This is a genomic window from Dyadobacter jiangsuensis (genome assembly GCF_003014695.1).
Taxonomy (GTDB): domain Bacteria; phylum Bacteroidota; class Bacteroidia; order Cytophagales; family Spirosomataceae; genus Dyadobacter; species Dyadobacter jiangsuensis.
On the sequence record NZ_PYAS01000004.1, the window covers coordinates 43,844 to 62,381 of the forward strand.

Sequence of the window (18,538 nt, forward strand, 5' to 3'; positions counted from 1 at the left end):
AAACTTATTTTTTTACAAACCAGCTGCTATTTGGGTGACATTTTTTTAATTAGATGCTGGGTGCCGGCAAATACCATGCACATTATTTCCTCATGATAAACGATTATTCCGACAAGGAATTGATCATCGGAATTAATGTCAAAATTTTCTAGTCCTGTGTCGCCAATAACAGCGATTTTGTACTTAAAAATGTCTGCATGACCGGAGATGTTCCAATCTGGGAGTTCATGATCAATTGCTGTGAAAATTGTTCCAACTTTTTCAACTGGGAAAAAATCTTGATCTCCGTCTGTAATAATTTCAATTTGAAATTTATCAGGAATTGGAAAGCCATATTCTTTAAAAAAAACACCTTTGAAATTCTTTATATGTAAGTCTCGTAGATCACCATAATTGAACTCCATAAATATTTTACCATTTTCAGAGCTAATTCTCTCTTTTCCATCTTTCCTTTTTAGAATTGATCGTACTGATTTTGAAGTTAATACTGCTTTATCAGTTTGATTTTCTGTTAAGATTCCAATTGCATCTCTTAGCTCTTGATCAATTTTTGAATATTTGTGATTGCAGGCTTTGTGAGCGGGAACTGTTATTCGATTTATCTTATATTCGTCGCCATAGCCTACATAAAAACATTGAGCTGGGATATGCTCTCTATCTTGATCTCCCTCCCCAATCTCTTTTCCGCAGTCGTAACATAAGTTTGCCATAGATATTTGATTAGTAAATTTTCTTTAAATATAGGTAAGTTAGGGAGCAGTTGGAACATATGTTGGAGTACTGAGCTAGTTTGGTCACTATCTACGCCAACAAAACTTCTTGCAAAGTGCAATTTCCTGTCTTGTAGAGGTCAAGGACGCTAGGGAAGATGTTTAAGGACCTGGTTCACCTTTTTCATTTTCGGTTTGGTTTTGTCATAACAATGCCCACTATTGGCTTTGTGGATTGAAGATATGTAGTTTTACGTATGGATAGTAAAATTAAGATTTATGGTGGCTCGGATGGCGAAGCTTTTACAGATGTAGTGTTTGAGCAGGACACAGTTTGGCTGACTAACTCGCAGTTGGTGACTTTGTTCGATTCAAGTAAAGCTAACATCAGCCAACACATAAAGCATATTTTTCTATCCGATGAACTGGATGAAATTGGAACTGTTCGGATTTTCCGAACAGTTCAGCAGGAGGGAAATCGGTTGGTAGAGCGTAACCGGATTCACTATAATCTTGATGTCATCATCATCGCGGTCGGGTACAGAGTGAATTCTAAGCTAGGAACGCAGTTCCGGCAATGGGCGACCCAGCGGCTAAAAGATTTTCTTGTAAAAGGTTATGCGATCAACGAAGCTAGAATAAAGCAAAAGCAGTAGCATATCGAAACCTCGCAAGATGGGACTAGGATTCTAAGCCGTGATCGGATTTGAGCTGGCTTGCCACTCTAGCACGGGGACTGGCACTGCTGGATGGTTACGGTCATGAACAGCTAGACAAGAATGGGCGAACTGTCCGACCGGCAGTATATCCTGATTTGGCTGAATACAATGTAGTATCGAAGCAATGAAGGCAGACTTTGATTCGGAAAGGAAAAGGATGGAAGCTTTCAGAGTGCCGTCGCCCAAATCAGCAAAGGCTTCGGGGATGAAGATTTTTATCCGTCGATTGAAGAAAAAGTGGCTACCTTGCTTTACCTCATTATCAAGAACCATAGCTTTGTAGATGGTAACTAGCGTATCGCGGCTGCATGCTTTTTGTTGTTCCTGAAAAGCAACAACCTGCTTGCTTCAAATTCTGGCGAATAAGATTATCAGCAATGAGGTGCTTGCGAGCCTTACTCTGTTTGCTGCGGCAAGCAGGCCTGAGGAGATGGAAACGGTGAAGAATCTTATTGTCAGTATTCTGAACAGAAATCAATAAATTTTCGGATTTTGTACCCATTTTGTACCTGATAGCGGTTAACTAATTGTAATTCAGTTGATAATAGATAATGTATCGGGGGAAAGTTGCCCTATTCTCCTTGCAATATACATTGCCAATCCCAACAAAAGATCCCTGACTCCCGCCGTGCAGCCAGATGTCAGGGAATCGATTATAAACTCCTCAAAAGCAGATTACCCCTTCCCATTTAACCTAATCGGAAGCTCATACACCCGCTTTCCTGTCGCGGCGTAAACAGCGTTGCAGAGCGCCGGCGCAAAAGGCGGAACGGGTGGTTCACCCACGCCGGTTGGTTTGTCGTCGCTGTCGATAATGTGCACGTGGATTTCTTTGGGCGAATCGGGCATGCGGATGATTTCGTAACCATCAAAGTTGTTTTGTTCCACGCGGCCATTCTTGAAGGTGATCGCGCTTTTTAGTGCGAAACTTGCGGCAAACTGTGCCCCGCCTTCAAACTGGGATTTGATCCGGTCAATGTTGACTGCCGTGCCGCAGTCAACCGCGTAATGAACGCTGGGAATAAAGATCTTGCCGGATGCGTCTAACTTCACCTCCACAATGCATGCAACGTAAGTGAGAAAGCTTTTATGTGCGGCAAAGCCAAGTCCGGATCCTTTGGGTAGCTTTTTACCCCATCCCGCTTCTTTGGCAACGCGCTCGATGACCCCTTTCATACGCCGGGTTTCCCAAGGATAATTGGCAATATCTTCGCCGTAATTCGGGTAAGTACCTTTGATAATTTCTTCGTTGAAAGTGATGTTTCGGTCTGGTCCGAGCAAATCCAGCGCATGGGCGACCGGGTCCATACCTCTGGCTTCGGCAATCTCATCCAGCATGGTGCCAATTGCGAAAACCTGCGGGATATTTCTTACCGATCTTAACCAGCCTACGCGGAGCTGTGTTTTGGCATCGTGGGTTTCGATCCGGATAGCCGGCACATTGTAGGGGAAGTCGACGGCGCCGAGCATCATCTCACCATCGTCGGGTTGCATGACGGAAACGTCGGAAGTGGCTGAAATGGACGGATATGCAATGTGGTGATTCCAGCCCGAGAGTTTGTTGTCCTTATCGATGGTGGCTACCACGTGCTGCACGCTCAATGCATGGAAGTAGTCGTGATGGATATCATCCTCTCTGGTCCATTGTACTTTAATGGGTAAGCCGGTCTGTTTGGCCAGCATCGCAGCTTCTACGATGAAATCAGGCTTGGATTTACGGCCAAAGCCTCCGCCGAGCAAGGTTACATTGACTTTTACCTTCTCTACGGGAAAGCCCAGCACTTCTGCCACCACATCGCGGGCGCCCTGGGGATTTTGGGTACAGGCCCAGATTTCACAGGAACCATCCTTGACTACCGCCAGTGCGCAAGGAGGCTCCATCGTAGCATGTGCCAGATGAGGGGCGATGTAGGTACGTTCAATGATTTTTTTGGCATTGGCCCTGGCGGATTTGAAATCTCCGCGGTTACGGCGCGGAGTACCTTCTCCACCCGACACCTTTTCGACCAGTTCCTTGATTTGCTGATTGGAATCGTAAGACGCATTCGGGCCCAGGTCCCAATTCACTTCCAGCAGATCGCGGCCCTTAATGGCGGCCCAGGTGTTTTCCGCGATCACGGCCACGCCTGCCAAAGGCTTGTTGAGCGTCGCGGGCAGGCCCGCACCTTTGATGGAGACCACTTTAACTACGCCGGGTACCGCCCGCGTTTTTTCATCGGTAAATGACTTGACGGATCCGCCTACCACCGGGCAGCGTTTGATGACGGCTACCTTCATCCCCTCCACGGCCGCGTCGATACCGAAAACCGCCTGTCCGCTGGTGATGGCAGGCAAGTCGATGATGGGCGTGGCTTTGCCGATCATGCTGAACTGCCCGCGGCTTTTGAGCTTGATGTCTTTTGCGGCGGGAAGGGGCAATTCAGCTGCTTCGCCTGCCAGTTCCCCGAAGCCGATCTTCCGGCCGGATGCTTTATGAATAACCTGGCTGCTTTCAGTATCACATTCGGACACAGCTACATCCCATCTTTTTGCAGCCACCTGAATCAGCAATTGTTTGGCAGCAGCACCTGCCTCGCGCATGGGCTTGTAAAACATCCTGATAGAAAATGAGCCGTCCGTGTTCTGATTGCCATATTTTTTCTCATCCCCTTCGGCTTGCACGATTTGAACATTCTCCCAGTCTGCGCCAAGCTCGTCGGCCACTACCAGAGGAAGCGACGTGCGAATGCCCTGGCCCATCTCCGACCGGTGGGCGATAATGGTAACTTCGCCGGAGTCAGAAATCTTCAAATAGACGTTAGGGGCAAATAACCCCATCTTATTGCCTTTCTTGTCACAGCTAAAAAGACTGACTCCCAGGACAAAGCCTCCGGCGAGCACGCCGCCTGCCTTTAAAAAATCTCTTCTGGTGGCCTTGAAAACTTCCGAAGCTACCTGTTGCTGTTTCTCTTTTGGTAAAGCCAAATATTTCATAGGAATGCTTATTAGGAAGTTAGGACTTTGAACTGGAAGAAGCGGTCAGTATCGCAGCCTTGATCCGGTTGTAGGTGCCGCATCTGCACAGATTCCCTGCCATTGTCTGCTCAATTTCGGCTTCGGAGGGTTTGGGATTCGCTTTTAGCAGTGCGGCCGCATTCATAATCTGTCCTGTCTGGCAATAGCCGCATTGCGGCACAAGGTGTTTTTGCCAGGCTAGCTGCAAGGGATGGTCGCCGTTTTCGGAAAGGCCTTCGATGGTGGTGATTTTGTTTTCACCAACTGCCGAGACCGGCACGCTGCACGAGCGGACTGCCGTACCATTCAGGTGAACGGTACATGCGCCGCACTGGGCCACGCCGCATCCGAACTTGGTGCCTTTTAATCCGATCAGATCCCGCAGTACCCACAGCAGCGGCATGTCTTCCAGCGCATCCACTGTGTGTTGTTTTCCATTAACTGAAATTGAATAGTTCGCCATTTGATAAACTATTTAGGGGTTACAAAAGATGGGTTTACAGCGCGCCGCCTTATTGGAAATGAGGGGAGGCAGATCGCTTGCCATCCCCTCTGATATTGAATGTAATATAATTATTTATTTAATAAATTTAATTTTTCAATGTGCATGCAAAAGACACGGCGATTGCAGCGGGAGGGAAGCTGGTTTGGCAAAGATAGCCGAAGCCGGACCTGGGCCGATAAAGACAATCAAACGAAACATTAAGAGATTCAAACCATTTTTGCGAGGCGAGGAGATTGGCTTGTCGATGCTGACAGGAAAGTCCTCTAACCCTCAGATGTTTTTCCTGATATAGGCTTTCAGCTTTGCCGCCTGGAGTTTCAAGTCCGCTCTGGCTTTTTGGGCATCGCTTCCTGCATCCTGTTCTGCTGTTTTTAAAAGCGCACGTGTTTCATTGACCAGCTGCTTACCTTCTTGTTTTACAGATGCCTCCGCGTCCGCTGTCTTGCTTTCAATGCCGTCGAGAGCAACCCTTAGGTGATCATTGGACTTCACCTCGAACTCGGGCAGGCTTTCCCATTTTTCGATCGCGTAATGTGTCACCATCATTTCGGCAGGCCAAAAGCCTTTTTTGAGCTCGGCAGATGTTAGTTTCCCTTCCCCGGCAAGCTTTTGCTGCTGTTCGAGGTGTTTGACCGATTTCGAAAATTCGATTTTAAGCCCGCCTTTGTCCGTGGCTCCTTCGGTTCGGATGGCCGTAATGCCCTCGCCGATTTCCTTAGCCGCTTGTTTGTAATCTTTACCATCCAGGTATTTTACAGCGATATCGAAATGCTTTTCAGATGCTGCCAACACGGGTTCTGCTATTTCTTCGCTTTTGTAGGTAGTGTCGTAGGCAACTTTGTCGTCTTTCAGGGAGTCGGCCTCGTATTTGGCTTCGGCTTTTTTTCGGCTTTCGCATCCTGTTTGCAGGATACCAATGCCCAGAGCCGCTATCGCTGCGGAGAAAATGAATTTCGTTTTCATGATTTCACATTTTGGTTGAACAGATCTTTCGCGTTGCATCGGTGGGAACCGAACTGAAACGAATGTAGAAGGTGCGGCTGCAACCGGCAATGCTTCGTCGGCCGAAAGCCGGAAAGTGTCGTTGAAATCAGCTTATGAATCGTTAAGCTCAACAGTAAAAGTTGATAAACCTGGATGTACTATTTGAATGAAAACGATGCTACCTTCACGGGAATGAATCGGTGGGTAATCAATTGGTGGCTGATCCTGATAGGGATTGTTGGTTGGGTGACAGAAAGCATTGCCCAGCCAGCCGATTACCAATTTGTCCGCTACAACACCGAAAAGGGCCTTTCGCATAATCAGGTCAATTGTTTTTTGAAAGACAGCCGCGGATTCGCCTGGATCGGTACGGCTAATGGGCTTAACCGTTTCGACGGCTATTCTTTCCGGGTATTCAAGCACGATCCGGCCGACTCGGCCACCATTTCCGATCACCAGGTGACTGCATTGTTTGAAGATCCGCAAGGTAATATCTGGATCAGCACCCGGCTCGGGTTCGATATTTACGATCCGGTTACCGAAACGATCGATCACAATGCGAACCTTGCGGCCCGGCGTTTCGGCCTGCCTGATGCCGATTTCAACCGCATTATCAAAACCCGCTCGGGCGACTACTGGATCAGCCATAACAAACTGGGGTTGCTCAAATACCATACTGCCTCGAAGCGGCTAGCCAAAATCAGGTTCGCACCTACGCAGGGGGCTAGGGGTACGCGTGCGATATCCGATTTTGACGAGGATGCGCACGGAAACCTCTGGGTCGTGTGCGACGACGGCTTCCTTGCCCGCGTGAATGCGGCTACGCAGGCAACCGACATGCAGAGTACATTGTTGCAGCGCCGCAACCTGGGTAAGCTGTCCAATCATAAGGTTTTTGTCGACGGCCAGGGAGAACCCTGGGTATACATTGTCAAAGCGGCCGTGGGCGCATTCAATTTTGATTTTAAAAAGAATATTCTCCGCGTGGCAAGCACCTCCGGCCCTGATTTCAGGCTCAGTAACAATGCCGTGAGCGCGATGATCTCCGGGCCCGATGGGCGCATCTGGATCGGCACCGACCATGGCGGTATCAACATATTGGATAAGCAGAACGGCAGCGTATCCATACTCCGCTCCAATCCCGGCGACCCCAGGACGATCAGCCAGAACAGCATTCAGGCATTGTACAAGGACGCCACGGGTATGATCTGGGCCGGTACTTTCAAACAGGGTTTTTGCAATTACCACCAAAATATTTTCCGGTTTTCGCTGGTCCGCCATTTGCCCGGCGACGCAGGCAGCCTGCCATTCGACGATGTAAATGTGTTTGCCGAAGACCGAAAGGGTAACTTGTGGGTGGGTACCAATGGCGGCGGACTGATTTACTACGACCGCAAAAGCAATAGCTTCCGGCAATACCGCAACAGGGCGGGGGATGCCGGCAGTTTAAGCAACGATGTGATTGTGAGCCTGTTCCTCGACCGGCAGGATGTGCTCTGGATCGGTACTTACTTTGGCGGGCTGAACAGTTTCGACGGACAGAAGTTTACCCGCTATCTGCACGATCCGGCCGACTCGACCAGCCTGATCGACGACCGCGTGTGGGAGATATTCGAAGATTCGCAGCGGCGTTTATGGGTGGGTACCATGGCCGACGGCCTGGATTTGTTCGACCGGTCGGCAAAGACATTCCGGCATTATCGCAACCTGGCGCCCAATTCGGTGAGCTCGGATTACATTTCGGCCATGCTCGAAGACAAGCAGGGCAACCTCTGGATCGGAACAGCGAACGGAATCGACGTGCTGATGCACCAGACGGGCCGTTTTGTACATTATAAGCATACCGACGGCGATCTTAACAGCCTTAGCAGTGACGCTGTTACCTCACTGGCTCAGGACAATGCCGGGACCATCTGGATCGGAACATCTGAGGGCCTGAACCGCTTCGATGCCGCGCGAAATGCATTTGTAACTTACGATACCAGGCAAGGATTGCCCGACAATTCCATATTAACCGTTGTGATCGACGCCCGGCAGCAGTTATGGCTCGGTACCCCGAAAGGCGTCGTGAATTTTCGGGCAGGCAAACAGGTACGAACCTATAATGAGGTCGACGGTTTGCAAGGCCGTGGTTTCAACGAGAATGCGGCGCTTCGGCTGCGTTCGGGTGAGCTGGTTTTCGGTGGGGCCAACGGCTTCTCGATTTTCGATCCCGCGCGCGTAACGGACGAGCGCGCCGCTGCGAAGGTAATGCTGACCGATTTTCAGATTTTCAATAAAAGCATTCGCCCGGGAATGCTCGCGGATGGCCGCCAGGTTCTTGAAAAGTCCATTTCAACAACCGACCGCATTGTGCTGGAACACAGCCAGAATGTATTCACCATCGAATTCGCGGCGCTGAACTTCCTTCATTCCGAGAAAAACCACTACCTCTATACTTTACAGGGCTTTAACGACCAATGGTTTGAAGCCGATAATACCCGCCGTGTTACCTACACCAACCTTGACCCGGGCAGTTATGTATTCAAGGTTAAAACAAAGGAAGGCGGCTCGGTAACCGAGCGGAGGTTGGAAATCAGGGTATTGCCGCCGTTCTGGCGGACTCCGTGGGCCTATTTGCTGTATTTTTTACTGATAGCAGCTGCATTGATGGTCGCCCGCTGGATACTGATCGAGCGGGAGCGGATGAATTTCAAGCTCGAACAGGAGCGCCGGTACGCCCAGCAAATGCATGAGCTGGATTTGATGAAAATCAGGTTTTTTACCAATGTGAGCCACGAGTTCCGCACGCCGCTTACGCTGATGCTCACTCCGCTTGAAAACCTGCTGCGCGGCATCCGCTCCGACCACACCGTGCACCGGCAGCTCTCGCTCGTGCATCGAAATGCCCAGCGGCTGCTCAATCTGGTTACGCAGATGCTTGATTTCAAAAAGCTGGAAGTGGAGGAAACGCGCTTCATGCCTGAGCGGGGAGACATTGTGCAGTTTGTAAGGCAAATCACACAGACGTTCTCCGATCTTTCCGAGCACAAGCACATCCGCTACCGGTTCGAAACTACCGTGGAGTCGCGCTATGCCGATTTTGACCAGGATAAATTATCGAAAGTGATGTATAACCTGCTGTCGAATGCATTCAAGTTCACGCCGGAAAATGGCGAGGTGACCGTGCGCTTGCGGACGGTGGAGCAAGAGGGCGGAGAGGCGCTGGAAATTAGCGTCGCCGATTCCGGGATCGGTATCCCGCCCGAAGCGCAGCAGAAAGTGTTCGACCGTTTTTACCAGCACCCCACGCCCGGGCACATCATGAACCAGGGCAGCGGCATAGGTCTTTCCATTGCCGGGGAGTTTGTCAAAATGCACGGCGGTACCATCGACCTGGAAAGCGAAGCAGGCAAGGGCAGCACGTTCACCGTCACGTTGCCCCTGCGCGAGAGCCTCGCGCGTGAGATACCTGCGTACGTAGCGGACGCAGCTCCCGCCGACTCTGAGCCCATCAATATTGATTTTGCCGACGAAAAAGCGGGCAAAGAAAAACCTCTGATCCTGCTTGTAGAGGATAACGACGAGTTTAGGGAGTATCTCAAAGAGGTATTTCAGAAAAGATACCGGGTACTCGAAGCCGCGAATGGCAGGGCCGGCCTGGATATGACCCTTGAACATATCCCGGACCTGATCGTGAGCGATGTGATGATGCCGGAAATGGATGGGATAGAGCTTTGCCGGACGATCAAAACCGACCGGCGCATATCGCATATTCCGGTGGTGCTGCTCACCGCCAGGGCAGAGGACGAGCAGCAATTGCAGGGGTACCAAACCGGCGCGGACGCCTATGTGACCAAGCCGTTCAGGTTGGATATTTTGCAGGTCAGGATCGCGAACCTGATCTCGCAGCGCGAGCATTTGCAGAAGCAGTTCCAGCAGCACATCGAGATACGCCCGAGCGAAGTAGCGGTGCGGTCGATGGACGAGCAGTTTGTGAACGGCGCTGTGAAAGTGGTCGAGCAGAACCTGGCCAATGCCGAGTACACGGTCGAGCAGCTCAGCGAGGCGATGTCGATGAGCCGTGTTTATTTGTATAAAAAAATACTTTCGCTGACAGGCAAAACTCCCGTCGAATTCATCCGCATTATCCGCATTCGCAGGGCTGCGGACCTGCTGCAAAAAAGCCAGCTCACAGTGTCCGAGATCGCCTACCAGGTGGGCTTCAACAATCCCAAGTATTTCACCAAGCTCTTCAAAGAGGAGTATCAAATGCTGCCGACCGAATTCCGGAAAAAGCAGACAGCGGAGGCGTAGCGTGTATTGGAATAGTGCAAAGCATCACTTCAATACTCTTATTGCCAATTGTTAACTCCTGCTCATTACTTGCTCACGCAGTCATACCATTTGCCCATCGCCAAACTGGAATAAATGGCGAAAAAATAGCCCGATTTTTCGTGCTGGTTTACAAATGATGCCCTATTTGTAAACATTTGGATCCCTTGGCGCATGGTTTTAAGAGACACATTTGTCCAACTATTCATTCGATTTATCCCATTGTCCGGTACGCAACCCCGGGATATCGGAAATGTCTAAATCTGGATGATGCGATAGTCACTTTTAAAACAAAACAACATGCAACAAAATTTGTACGAAACATGGCGGGCAAAGCGGCGTTTGCGCTTTCTGGCCGGGTTGCTGCGACCTCTCCTTCTGTCACTCGGGATCATGGGTACGGCCGTCGGCGCATTTGCGCAGTCGGAAGCTAAACGAGTTATTACCGGGACGGTCGTTGCCCTGGAACAAGGCGATGGAATACCCGGTGTGAGTGTGGTGGTGAAGGGCACGTCCAATGGTACGACAACCAATACCAACGGTGCATTTTCGATTGAGGCGGCATCGGGCGGCACGCTCGTGTTCTCCTTCATCGGCTATGAGACGCAGGAAGTGGCGATCGGAAACAAAACCAAAATCGACATTAAACTGAAAGAAAGTATTTCCTCGCTGCAGGAAGTGGTGGTAGTAGGGTACGGGGAAATGAAAAAGACCGACGTTTCCAGCTCGCAGGTGACGGTTTCGGGTAAAGATCTGAGCAAAACCATTAATACCTCGCTCGAACAGGGCTTGCAGGGCCGCGCTGCCAACGTGCTGGTGCAGCAGAACTCGGGCCAGCCCGGCGCAGCGCCCTCGGTGTTGATCCGAGGACTGAGCTCGCTGACCGGTACCACCCAGCCGTTGTATGTGATTGATGGGGTGCAGATCAAGCCGGATAATATGAAGGACGACCCTAACAACCGTCCCACAGGCTTCTCGAACATTCTTTCAAGTATTAACCCCGACGATATCGAGACGATCAACGTGTTGCAGGGGCCTTCGGCTACCGCTATTTACGGTGCTGTGGGTGCCAATGGGGTCGTCATGATCACCACCAAGCGCGGTAAGGCAGGGGAGGCGAAGATCACATTCAACTCGCTGGTGACCGTGCAGGCCGAGCCAAAGCATATCGATGTGATGAACCTGCGGGAATATGCGCAGTTCAGAAATGAAGCTGCTGCGGTGGGCAGCACGGCTACCGAGCCGCAGTTTGCAGATCCGTCGGTGCTGGGTAACGGTACCGACTGGCAAAGCGCGCTTTTTCGCCCGACAACCCTTCAAAAATACTCGCTGGGGCTCAGCGGCGGGACCGAAAAATCTACCTACTACTTGTCCGGGGAGTATTTCAACCAGAAAGGGATTGTGGAAGGTTCGGGTTTCAAGCGTTACAACAGCCGCCTGAACCTGGAAAACCAGACGCGCAGCTGGCTGAAAATCGGCGCGAATATGAGCGTGGGTATCACCGAAGAAAAAGTGAATACCAACAACGGAGGCATTATCCAGCTCGCCCTCGACCAGAATCCAAGCGTGCCGGTTACCAACCCGGACGGCAGCTGGGGCGGCCCTACTTCTACGCAGTTCCAGTTTACAAACCCGGTGATGATCTCGAAGATCTACAACGACTACAACCGTCGTACTTCGATCCTGGGAAGCCTTTTTGCGGATGTAAAGCTGGCCAAAAATCTTACCTGGCACACCGAAGCGAACGGCAGCGCCGAATTTTTGAAATACTATTCATTCCACCCCTCGTATACCATCGGTGGTTACGTGGTCTCGCAGGATGCGGCCACCTCGACCCGCTCGGTGAATACCAATACCTGGTGGAGCTTGCATAGCCGGTTAACCTATGATTTGAAACTCGGCCGCCATGGGATCAATCTCATGGCCGGGCACGAGGCGCAGGAGTACGCGTATGAGTCGCTCACGGGTACGCGCAAGAAGTTTATTACCAACACGATTGAAGAGCTTTCCGGCGGTGACGCTTCGGTGATCTCGAATGTGAGCAACAACAGCGGCAAAGGCGGCGGCTCGCGTGAGTCGTATTTTGCCCGTGTGAATTACAGCTTCAACGAGCGCTATTTCTTGCAGGGAACCTACCGGATGGACGGTTCCTCGGCATTCCGTGAAGGCCGTCGCTGGGGCAATTTCCCGGCGGTGTCGGTGGCTTGGCGCGTTTCGGAAGAGCCTTTCCTGAAAAATGTGAAGGAGATCAACGACCTCAAACTGCGTTTCGAGGTGGGCCGCTCGGGTAACCAGGGCAGCGGCGGCAATGCGATCTTCTCGACTTTGCAAACCGTGCCTACCGGCTGGGGTACAGGCTTTTTGGCGTCCAACTTCGCCAACGAGTTCCTGACCTGGGAAAAAGACGATGTGATCAACGGCGGGCTTGACCTGCATATGTTCGGCAACCGTGTGGAGCTGATTGTGGATGCCTACATCAAGAACATTACCAGCCTGATTACCGTCAACTCCTATCCATTCACCTACGGTGGTGATATCGCTTATTCGCCGGGTTACCTGAGCTGGCCGGCAGTGAATGCGGGTTCGATGAAAAACCGGGGTATTGGTTTTACATTAAATACCGTAAACATTGACAAGGGCGGTTTGTACTGGAAAATGGGGATTAACCTCTCGTTCGACCGCAACAAGGTGACCTCGCTGCTGAACCCGATCACGCCGATCTGGAATGCGACTTCGGTAGGTTTCAAAACCGAAGTGGGCCAGCCCGCGAGCATGATCACCGGTTACATTGCCGATGGCCTTTTCCAGGATGCCAACGATATTAAAAACCACGCGGTACAGACCTCGAACGGTCAGCTGACGATCAACCCGGCAACCGGCAGCTGGGTAGGGGATACCAAGTTCCGTGACCTGAACGGCGATGGCATAATCGACGCCGAGGACCGCACCGTGATCGGTAATCCATGGCCGAAATTTACCCTCGGTTTTAACAACAATGTGACCTACAAGAATTTCGAACTGAATGCATTCCTGACCGGAAGCTTCAAGAACGACATTCTTAACTACCCGCGCTACCGGGCCGAAATCCCAGGCAACGGCGGTGTGTTTGGTAACCAGTGGAAATCGGTGGCCAACTATGCCAAGCCAAGCAGTTACAATCCGGCCGACGCGGAAACGGTAACGCTTACCAATCCGGGCTACACGATCCCGCGCATTGCCCCGGGTGATCCGAACGGTAACAACCGCATGAACACCAACTTCATCGAGGACGGAACCTACGTGCGCCTGAAAAACATCACCATCAGCTACAACTTCCCCAAATCGATGCTGAAAGACTTCTTCATCAGAGGCTTGCGGGCTTCGGTAGGGGCGCAGAACCTGTTTACGATCACCAAGTACAAAGGCTATGATCCGGAAATCGGGATGGTAAACTATGGAGGTACGGTCATGGCCGGTATCGATACGGGCCGCTATCCATCCGTGCGCATGTATTCATTCGGTTTACTGGCTGATTTCTAAGCCGGCCGGTCCAACATCCATTTCAAAAAGATATTTATATGCAATTCAAATTCAGATTCATAGCGGCTATCGCGGCAATGACGCTCCTGCAAGGATGCGGCGAGGACTTCCTCGACCGCCCGCCGCTGGATGCGATTACTTCGGGTAACTTTTACAAAACCGACGACGAGATCATGGCCGGCACCGCGCCGCTTTACAACATTGTTTGGTTTGATTTCAACGACAAGGCCAATATGGCCTTTCAGGAGGCGCGCGCGGGGAACCTGAACTCCAACGACCGCACGGCCTACATCAAGCACGCCATTCCGTCGACCGATGTGAATACGCTGCTGCCGGGTTACAAGTCGTTTTACAAGATCATCGCGCAGAGTAACAATGCCTACAAGGCCATTAACGAGGCGCAGGGTAGCACCGCATCGGCCGCTGTGAAGGCGCAGGGCCTGGGAGAATGCCGCTTTATGCGTGCCACAGCCTATTATTATCTGGTGACCAACTGGGGCGCGGTCCCGATCGTGTACGACAATGTGGCGCAGCTCAACACGCCGCCTGTTCGCAACCGGATCGAGGACGTTTGGAAGCTTGTGATTAATGATTACCGTTTTGCCGCCGAAAACCTGCCTGCAACGGCAGTACAAGGCCGGCTCACTAAATACTCGGCCGAGGGAATGCTCGCACGTATGTACCTGATGCGCTCGGGCCTGAACCAGAAAGGAACCCGCAACCAGTCGGACCTGGATAGCGCCAAGTACTATGCTGAAAGTGTGATCACCAAAAGCGGCCTGGCGCTCGCACCTACGTATGCGGAACTGTTCGAGGGCGCCAACCACAATGCTTCGAAGAACAATCCCGAGAGCTTGTTCTCACTGCAATGGATGCCTGTGAGCAGCCCGTGGGGCGTGAACAACTCGTTTCAGGCGTATTTCGCCTACGATGCCAACATTACCGGCACCGGCGACGGCTGGGGCGCAGCGCAGGGGCTGTCGGCCGACCTGGTGAAGTATTTCACCGAGAATCCGGCCGATTCATTGCGCAGAAAGGCGATCGCCATGTTCGATACCGATGTTTATCCTAATATTCAAAAGGCTACCGGCGGTTTGAAATACAATCGCCCGACAGCATTGTCGGCCATCAAAAAGTACATCATCGGCTCACCGGCGGATAATGGCGGCCTGGGAGGCTTCATGGCCGCGAACATCAATTCCTACATGCTGCGCCTGGCAGAAGTGTACCTGATTTACGCTGATGCGGTGTTGGGTAACAGCGCCACCACGGCCGATACCAAAGCATTGGAATACTTCAATGCCGTGCGTAAACGCGCAGGTATGCCTGCGAAAACCTCGCTGACTTTCGAGGATATTTTCAAGGAAAGAAGGGTAGAAACCGTCTTCGAAGGGAACTCCTGGAACGAAATCGTGCGCTGGTATTATTTCAATCCGGCCAAAGCGATTGCCTACACGGCTGCGCAGCATAAGGAAAACTACACGATGACCTACGCGGCTGGCTCTATCAATCCCAAAAAATACAATGTGACCTACTCGCCAGCTGAGTATTACCCGCTCACTGAGGCCACGTTGTACCTGCCGTTTCCGGAAAGTGAGATCGTAAATGCACCTTCGTTGAAAAATGAGCCAGTCGCATTTGATTTCAGCAAACTAGTCGATTAACCCAAATCTGTGATCACAATGAATTTGAAAAATATAATCAAAACAGGGCTGGGGCTTCTGCTGGCGGCGGGTATGCTGCTATCATTCCAGAGCTGTAACGACGACGATATCGACGGAGCGCCAGCCATCAGCAACGTGCGTCTGCTCGACCCGACGAAAGCCGATAGTTCGCTGACCGCCGCCGAGCCGGGCAGCCTGGTCGTGATCCAGGGGCAAAACCTGGGTAGCGTGCTGAAAGTGTATTTCAATGATTTCGAAGCGAATTTTAACTCCGCATTAGGCAGTAACTCGAATATCGTTATTACCATCCCGGCCAATGCGCCTACCAAAGCGGTGGACGCCGCGGTTCCTAATAAAATCAAAGTCGTTACCAAGGGCGGCGAAGCAACTTACGATTTCGTGTTGACAGCGCCGGTGCCGGTCATTTCGGGCTTGTATTCCGAGTTTGTAAAGGCGAATGGCAACGTGGTGATCAACGGGGATTATTTTTATAATATCAAATCCGTGAAGCTGGGCGGCACCGCATTGCAGATCGTGAGCTCGACTGTAACGCAGATCACCGCCAAAATGCCTGCTACCGCAGCCAGCGATATTATTACCGTGGAAGGGGAGTTTGGAACTGCGAAAACAGGCTTTAAAATAAACGACGCCGTCACCGGAAACATGGTGAATTTCGACGTGCCCGCTACGACCTGGGATGCGGCAGTTTGCTGGGGCGGGGCGCCGATTGTCGCCGCTACCGATGCGCAGGCCATTTCGGGCAAGTTTTCCAGGATCAAGCAAACCAAACTGCCCGCTGCCGGCTACAACGACGGCTGGGTGTTCTCGACCTGCTATTTTGACTTCAAGCTGGCTGCCGGAGACGCGGCCACGCGCCAGTTTAAATTTGAACATAATATAGCAGAGCCCTGGAAAGCAGGGAAATACGATATCACCATCGGCGCGGGTGGTACCGAATACGTCTATTCATTCCAGCCCTGGAACTCTACCGAATATACAGCTACCGGCTACCAGACCAACGGCTGGAAAACCGCGGTGATTGAGCTTTCCGAGTTCAAGAGCACTTCGGGCTCGACCATTGCCGACGTTTCCAAAATCACCGACCTGAAAGTGTCGTTCGGTTCGCCGGACGTGGCCATTGCGTCCTTCAACGGCAGCGTGGACAATTTCCGGATTGTGAAAAAATAGCAGAGATGCCAAACAATACTTTATCCGCCATCGGTTGGGCGCTCGCAATGCTGTTGCTGGGCGGCCCTCCGGTGGCCGGACAAATTCAGGTGACGGTGGACGCGACCGCAGATGTGAAACCCATTTCGCCCTATCTCTACGGCCGGAACAACTCCTTTTCTTCCACCGATCCTAACTGGACCTTGCCTGGGCAGGACCTGGTGCGCTTGCGCGACGCGGGTGTGACGTTTTTTAGGGAAAGCGGAGGGAACAATTCTTCCAAATACAACTGGCGGCGCAAGCTCAGCAGCCATCCCGACTGGTACAACAACGTATACGTCAACAACTGTAACCAGGCCGCACAAGCTCTGCAAAAGCATTTTCCTGCCGCGCAGGGCATGTGGGCCTTTCAATTGCTGGGCTATGCGGCCAAAACCAACGCCGCCAATTTTCCGGACTGGGACTACAACCGCTCACAGTGGTGGGAGGGCGTCAGCCAGAACCTGGCCGGCGGCGGAGTGCCCAACGCGACGGGTACCAAAGCCAAAACCGAAGGAAACATTAGCCTGTATCTGGAAAAGTGGACTGCCGATTCGTCCGTGGCGATGCTGGATCACTGGTTCGGTGCAGGCGGAATTGGCCTGAAAAAGGAAGGTATCCGTTACTGGAACATGGACAATGAGCCGGAAATCTGGTCGGGGACGCATGATGATGTGATGCCGGAGCAGATCAGTCCACAGGAATTTATGCGGCGATACATTGAGCTGGCCAAGAAGGCGAGGGCGAAGTTTCCGGAGATCAAGCTGGTAGGCCCGGTAACGGCCAATGAATGGCAATGGTACAACTGGGGTAACAAACCCATTACTGAATACGGCAAGACTTATCCGTGGCTCGAATATTTCATCAAAACCATTGCCGAAGAGCAGCAGAAAAGCGGCGTAAGGCTGCTGGATGTGCTCGATATTCATTTTTACCCTTCCAGCAAAAAAACAGAGGATATTGTACAGTTTCACCGCGTCTTTTTCGACCGTAATTACAGTTTTTCCGAGGCCAACGGTGTAAAAACCATCAACGGCGGCTATGACAAAAGCCTCACCCGCGAATACATTTTCGGCCGGTGCAATGACTGGCTTACCCAATACCTCGGTGCCGTCCACGGTGTCACCCTCGGGCTCACCGAAACCGGCCTGGATAACAGCGTGGCGCCCTCGGTTACCGCGGTTTGGTATGCTTCCACGTTGGGAGAGTTTATGAAAAACAGTGTGGAGCTGTTCACGCCCTGGACCTGGAATACAGGCATGTGGGAAACGCTGCATTTGTTGAGCCACTACAATCAGTCGCATTCGGTGCGCGGCGTGTCGGGGAATGAGGCGGTCGTATCTGCTTACCCCAGCGTGAATCCGGCCGGGGATTCGCTGACGGTCGTGTTAGTGAACCGGTCAGAAGCTGCACAGGCGGTGAATGTAGTGTTCAGCCACTTTGTGCCGATGCAGGAAAAGGCGACAATGCTCACACTCTCGCAATTGCCCGCAGACGAAACCTTCGTTTCGCACACTCAAAATGCATTGAAGAAATCACAGGTTGACCTTGCAGGTACTGCATTAAATGTATCGCTGGCTCCTATGTCCGTGTCCTCTATTCAGCTCCGTAACGGCGGAACAATACTGGGCGAAGCGCCCTTGCCAGAACCATTCCACGTATTTCCAAACCCAACCTGGGAGCATATCACCGTCCGGTGGGCCGGCCAGGATTTTGACAAAATTACCATCACCGAAAGCACCGGCCGGGAGCTTTACGGCCAACCACTGCAAAAAACGCAGCGCGAGGCTATCGTCCGCCGGAAGTTTGCGGCCGGCATCTACCTGATCAGGCTCTCAGGGCCTGCGGGGCAGTCGACTGTCAGGAAATTTATCGCCCGCTGATACCGGGTATCATATTTGAAAAGCACTCCATGTACTACTT

11 protein-coding genes are annotated in these 18,538 nt (G+C 51.7%); 7 read left to right on the forward strand and 4 right to left on the reverse strand.

Annotation, left to right across the window (positions count from 1 at the left end; genetic code table 11):
* Positions 1–26: 26 nt before the first annotated feature.
* Entirely contained in the window at positions 27–710 is a 684-nt protein-coding gene (locus CLV60_RS08680; protein WP_106595004.1) for a hypothetical protein, read from the reverse strand.
* Positions 711–967: 257 nt separating this feature from the next.
* On the opposite strand from CLV60_RS08680, the gene CLV60_RS34635 reads away from it, so the two are divergent.
* Together CLV60_RS34635 and CLV60_RS34990 are read left to right on the forward strand one after the other, a co-directional pair.
* Complete coding sequence (locus CLV60_RS34635; protein WP_229210882.1) at positions 968–1,366, forward strand: virulence RhuM family protein; 399 nt, start codon at positions 968–970, stop codon at positions 1,364–1,366.
* A gap of 288 nt (positions 1,367–1,654) precedes the next feature.
* On the forward strand, positions 1,655–1,723 hold the full coding sequence (locus CLV60_RS34990) for a hypothetical protein (RefSeq protein ID WP_374755643.1): 69 nt from the start codon (positions 1,655–1,657) through the stop codon (positions 1,721–1,723).
* Positions 1,724–2,104: 381 nt separating this feature from the next.
* Here CLV60_RS34990 and CLV60_RS08690 read toward each other — a convergent pair whose 3' ends face one another.
* From CLV60_RS08690 to CLV60_RS08705, 3 genes are all read right to left on the reverse strand, one after another.
* Positions 2,105–4,402 carry a xanthine dehydrogenase family protein molybdopterin-binding subunit gene (locus CLV60_RS08690; RefSeq protein WP_106595005.1) on the reverse strand — a complete coding sequence of 766 codons (2,298 nt, stop codon included), beginning with the start codon at positions 4,400–4,402 and terminating at the stop codon, positions 2,105–2,107.
* Between the two features lie 19 nt (positions 4,403–4,421).
* Positions 4,422–4,886, reverse strand: coding sequence for a (2Fe-2S)-binding protein (locus CLV60_RS08695; RefSeq protein ID WP_106595006.1), 465 nt, complete (start codon positions 4,884–4,886; stop codon positions 4,422–4,424).
* A 312-nt stretch (positions 4,887–5,198) separates the two neighbouring features.
* Positions 5,199–5,891 carry a hypothetical protein gene (locus CLV60_RS08705; RefSeq protein ID WP_106595008.1) on the reverse strand — a complete coding sequence of 231 codons (693 nt, stop codon included), beginning with the start codon at positions 5,889–5,891 and terminating at the stop codon, positions 5,199–5,201.
* A 174-nt stretch (positions 5,892–6,065) separates the two neighbouring features.
* On the opposite strand from CLV60_RS08705, the gene CLV60_RS08710 reads away from it, so the two are divergent.
* The 5 genes from CLV60_RS08710 to CLV60_RS08730 all read left to right on the forward strand — a co-directional run bounded on the left by CLV60_RS08710 (position 6,066) and on the right by CLV60_RS08730 (position 18,498).
* Positions 6,066–10,208: a hybrid sensor histidine kinase/response regulator transcription factor gene (locus CLV60_RS08710; RefSeq protein ID WP_106595009.1), complete on the forward strand. Its 4,143-nt coding sequence runs from the start codon at positions 6,066–6,068 to the stop codon at positions 10,206–10,208.
* A 318-nt stretch (positions 10,209–10,526) separates the two neighbouring features.
* On the forward strand, positions 10,527–13,745 hold the full coding sequence (locus tag CLV60_RS08715) for a SusC/RagA family TonB-linked outer membrane protein (protein WP_106595010.1): 3,219 nt from the start codon (positions 10,527–10,529) through the stop codon (positions 13,743–13,745).
* Positions 13,746–13,783: 38 nt separating this feature from the next.
* Positions 13,784–15,409 (forward strand): RagB/SusD family nutrient uptake outer membrane protein, encoded by a 1,626-nt coding sequence (locus tag CLV60_RS08720; RefSeq protein ID WP_106595011.1) that lies wholly within the window; start codon positions 13,784–13,786, stop codon positions 15,407–15,409.
* A gap of 18 nt (positions 15,410–15,427) precedes the next feature.
* Positions 15,428–16,597: a glycan-binding surface protein gene (locus CLV60_RS08725; protein WP_106595012.1), complete on the forward strand. Its 1,170-nt coding sequence runs from the start codon at positions 15,428–15,430 to the stop codon at positions 16,595–16,597.
* A 5-nt stretch (positions 16,598–16,602) separates the two neighbouring features.
* The gene (locus CLV60_RS08730; protein WP_106595013.1) at positions 16,603–18,498 is read left to right on the forward strand and encodes a glycoside hydrolase family 44 protein; all 1,896 of its coding nucleotides are present in this window, start codon (positions 16,603–16,605) and stop codon (positions 18,496–18,498) included.
* Positions 18,499–18,538 lie beyond the last annotated feature (40 nt).

What these genes read in the sequence shown, in the direction of transcription:
- CLV60_RS08680 (WP_106595004.1), bottom strand. Translation starts at nt 710, where the DNA reads ATGGCAAACTTATGTTACGACTGCGGAAAAGAGATTGGGGAGGGAGAT.
- CLV60_RS34635 (WP_229210882.1), top strand. Translation starts at nt 968, where the DNA reads ATGGATAGTAAAATTAAGATTTATGGTGGCTCGGATGGCGAAGCTTTT.
- CLV60_RS08690 (WP_106595005.1), bottom strand. Translation starts at nt 4,402, where the DNA reads ATGAAATATTTGGCTTTACCAAAAGAGAAACAGCAACAGGTAGCTTCG.
- CLV60_RS08695 (WP_106595006.1), bottom strand. Translation starts at nt 4,886, where the DNA reads ATGGCGAACTATTCAATTTCAGTTAATGGAAAACAACACACAGTGGAT.
- CLV60_RS08705 (WP_106595008.1), bottom strand. Translation starts at nt 5,891, where the DNA reads ATGAAAACGAAATTCATTTTCTCCGCAGCGATAGCGGCTCTGGGCATT.
- CLV60_RS08710 (WP_106595009.1), top strand. Translation starts at nt 6,066, where the DNA reads ATGTACTATTTGAATGAAAACGATGCTACCTTCACGGGAATGAATCGG.
- CLV60_RS08715 (WP_106595010.1), top strand. Translation starts at nt 10,527, where the DNA reads ATGCAACAAAATTTGTACGAAACATGGCGGGCAAAGCGGCGTTTGCGC.
- CLV60_RS08720 (WP_106595011.1), top strand. Translation starts at nt 13,784, where the DNA reads ATGCAATTCAAATTCAGATTCATAGCGGCTATCGCGGCAATGACGCTC.
- CLV60_RS08725 (WP_106595012.1), top strand. Translation starts at nt 15,428, where the DNA reads ATGAATTTGAAAAATATAATCAAAACAGGGCTGGGGCTTCTGCTGGCG.
- CLV60_RS08730 (WP_106595013.1), top strand. Translation starts at nt 16,603, where the DNA reads ATGCCAAACAATACTTTATCCGCCATCGGTTGGGCGCTCGCAATGCTG.